Origin of the sequence: Arthrobacter sp. CAL618 (genome assembly GCF_000468215.1) — a bacterium.
Lineage (GTDB): Bacteria > Actinomycetota > Actinomycetes > Actinomycetales > Micrococcaceae > Arthrobacter_D.
This window is the reverse complement of record NZ_ASZW01000097.1, coordinates 14,207-16,301: the sequence shown is the minus strand read 5'-3', so window position 1 is coordinate 16,301 and position 2,095 is coordinate 14,207. Positions and strand designations below refer to the sequence as shown.

1 protein-coding gene and 1 pseudogene (1 of these 2 only partly in view) are annotated in these 2,095 nt (G+C 67.5%); both read right to left on the bottom strand.

Going from position 1 to position 2,095, the window contains the following annotated elements; translation table 11 throughout:
* On the bottom strand, window positions 1-1,521 hold a 1,521-nt coding region (locus tag K728_RS0106240), incomplete at its 3' end, for a DNA polymerase III subunit gamma and tau (protein ID WP_024476225.1).
* Window positions 1,522-1,565: 44 nt separating this feature from the next.
* Window positions 1,566-2,095, bottom strand: a pseudogene (gene gluQRS / locus K728_RS0106235) (tRNA glutamyl-Q(34) synthetase GluQRS); it runs 370 nt beyond the window's last position.

Here is a 2,095-nt window from a genome sequence, read left to right as displayed (position 1 = left end):
CGACGGGCCCGCAGCCGGACCTGAAGCATTCTGGCCCGCAGCATTCTGCCCTGCAGCTGAACCTGCAGTGTTCGGAGCTGATGTGGCCGGGCCTGGTGTGGCCGGCCCTGATGCGGTCGGCGCTGGGCTGCTCGGGGCTACGCCAGCCGGGGTGACTGACGGTGTCGTTGGCTTCTCTGCGGGAGCAGTCTCCTCGGGCCACGTCGCAGTACTGGCCGTCTTCCCATCCGGGTCGGAGCCCGCCGAGGGGGCAACGCCCTGGGAGCGGCCTGCCGGGATCGCGGGAGCGTGGTCCTGGGCGGTGGCAGCAGGGGCTGTCGGTTGGCTGGGCGCGGCATCGGACCCGGCGTCGGACCCGGCGTACTGCAGGCGGCGTTCGATCCGGTCAACGCGGGCCAGGGTTCCCCGCTCGGTCTCATCGGCGGCGGGCAGCAGGATCCGCGCGCAGATCAGCTCAAGGTGAAGACGCGGTGACGTGGCACCGGTCATCTCGGTCAGAGCCGTGTTGGTGATGTCCGCGGCGCGGGAGAGTTCGCCGCGGCCCAGCTGGTTGGCTTGGGTGCGCATCCGGTTCAGCTGGTCGTCGGGGGTGCCCCGGAGGATCGCCGCCGCACTGTCGGGAACCGCGTTCACGATAATCAAGTCGCGGAACCGCTCCAATAGGTCCTCAACGAACCTGCGTGGGTCATGCCCAGTCTGGATCACCCGGTCGACGGCGCTGAACACCGTGCCAGCGTCGCCCGCGGCGAAGGCGTCGACGACGTCGTCAAGCAGGGACGCATGCGTGTAACCGAGGAGGGACACGGCAAGCTCATAGTCGAGACCGTCCGGACCGGCGCCGGCCATGAGCTGGTCGAGTACGGACAGTGAGTCACGCACGGACCCGCCGCCGGCCCGGATCACGAGGGACAGCACCCCTGGGGCCACGGGGATGCCCTCCTGTTGGCAGAGCAGATCAAGGTAGGCCATCAGCGGCTCGGGCGGCACCAACCGGAACGGGTAGTGGTGGGTGCGGGACCGGATGGTACCGATCACTTTGTCAGGTTCGGTGGTGGCAAAGATGAACTTGATGTGTTCCGGGGGTTCTTCGACGATCTTCAGGAGGGCGTTGAAGCCCGCCGACGTGACCATATGGGCCTCATCGATGATGAAGATTTTGTACCGGTCGCGGACCGGTGCGAAGGTGGCGCGCTCCCGGAGATCACGGGCGTCGTCGACGCCGCCGTGGCTCGCAGCGTCGATTTCAATCACGTCAAGGCTGCCGGAGCCGCCGCGGGCGAGCTCAACACAGCTATCGCAGACCCCGCAGGGGACCGGGGTGGGGCCCTGGGCACAGTTCAGGCAGCGCGCCAGGATGCGTGCCGATGTTGTTTTTCCACAACCGCGCGGACCGGAGAACAGGTAGGCGTGGTTGACCCGGCCCTTCTCAATGGCAGCCATGAGGGGCTCGGTGACGTGCTCCTGGCCAATGACGTCCGCGAAGGCTTCGGGACGGTATCGGCGGTAAAGGGCTGTGCTCACAAAAGAACCCTATCGGTTGGTGGTGACGTATTGCGGTGGCGGAATCAGGACAGCTCGCCGGGCTCAACTATCCAGGCTTCACGCGGCACTCCTGCCGGGTGAAACGCCTCGAGCGCTCCTGCCAGCGTACCCGCCGGGAGCCCCGCCGACCGAAGGATCAGGTCCCTCACCGAGCTGGCGGTCCAGCCCTTATCGGCGAGCGATTCGAGGGTGACGGCGCCGTCACGCTTGGCGAGGCGCTGCCCTTCCCGGTTCAACGCGAGTGGGACATGCGCGTACTGGGGCGGGGCGATCCCCAGCAGGCTGGCCAAATAAGCCTGCCGGGGGGCGGAGCTGAGCAGGTCATCGCCGCGGACCACCTGGTCGATTCCCTGCGCGGCGTCGTCGACCACCACCGCAAGATTGTACGCGGGAACAGCGTCACTGCGGACAATGACCAGGTCATCCACCGGTCCGGTGTAGCTGCCGTGCAACTCATCCTGGACCGTCCAGTCGGTCACCTCGGATCGCAGCCGCAGAGCAGGGGGTCGGCCATGCTGGCGGTTACGAGCCGACGCCGGCAGGGTCCGGCAGG